Here is a 1,096-nt window from a genome sequence, read left to right as displayed (position 1 = left end):
TGTGAACCCAGTTGTGAACGATCGATCGAACCCGATCAACACCGAAAACCTCAAGAAACGAGACAGTCTTCGAAAGCGATAATCTAGCCAAATGAAGCTGAATACTGAGCTTTATCAGCAGCTGCGTGTTGCTTCTCGCTCCACAAACTCTAAGTTGGTCTCGTCTAAACAGCTGCTGAGGCGGCCGTTTTCTGGCATAGAACACTTTGAAAACGCACCGCCTCACTCTTTAAACCTTATCTGAACACCGCCGATCTGAGTCCACCAATAGTTATTATCACCGTGCTTATTTACGATAATCCCGAGAATTGAGATATGCGACTCGGGCAGACATCAGTGGTTCACTTCGGGTCGCGGTTGGCAGGTTCTCTGCTGGGCTTCGCTGCCACTTTCTACGTCGCTCGTGAGCTAGGTGGCTCCGTGTTGGGGACCTATTTCCTGTTTGTAGCCGTTCTAATTTGGCTCAAGACGCTGTTTGGCTCCGGGATACACTATGCCATTAAGAAGCGACTCAGTGAAGCAGACGGTGACGGGAGTAAACTAGGCGCCGGTATCCTCGTCCAGTTAATTATCTATCTCATCGTCGTCGCTGGTCTACTATCGTTTAGAGATACTGTCAAAAACTACCTTGGTTTCGATGGAATCTGGCTATTGATACTTGGTCTTGGATCTATGTTAGCGTTCTCGCTGGTGAGTGCGGCACTTCATGGCGAACAACAAGTCCACCTGTCAGCGCTTTTACGCCCACTCAACGTGGTTATTCGAAGTGGACTTCAAATTGTTGTTGTCTTTGTCGGTTTGCTTGGTGGAGGTCTTGCCGGCCTTGCTTGGGGATATATCGTGGGGGCGGCCGTAGCAGCATGCGCAGGTATCATCTTACTCACAATACGGCCACTCCGCCCTTCACGTGCGGATATATATAGCATCTTAGATTTCGCACGGTATTCGTGGCTCTCTGGCATTGAAGAGCGGTCTTTCTCTGCGTTAGACACCGTCATCCTCGGGTTGTTTGTCAGTTCAAATCTGATTGCCTACTACGAGATCGCTTGGAATTTAGCATCTCTTCTTGCCATCTTTGGAACATCACTCGCCCAAA

Annotated in this window: 1 protein-coding gene and 1 pseudogene; one reads left to right on the top strand and one right to left on the bottom strand. The window is 49.1% G+C overall.

From position 1 onward, the window contains the following. Nucleotides 1-198: pseudogene (locus U4E84_RS18370) on the bottom strand (IS6 family transposase); the annotation flags it as partial. A 117-nt stretch (nucleotides 199-315) separates the two neighbouring features. Here U4E84_RS18370 and U4E84_RS18365 point away from each other — a divergent pair. Continuing rightward, nucleotides 316-1,096: oligosaccharide flippase family protein (locus U4E84_RS18365; protein WP_322533496.1), on the top strand; the 781-nt coding region annotated here is incomplete at its 3' end.

The sequence above is a fragment of the Halorubrum sp. AD140 genome (assembly GCF_034497445.1).
Taxonomy (GTDB): domain Archaea; phylum Halobacteriota; class Halobacteria; order Halobacteriales; family Haloferacaceae; genus Halorubrum.
This window is presented reverse-complemented; position numbering and strand designations above follow the sequence as displayed.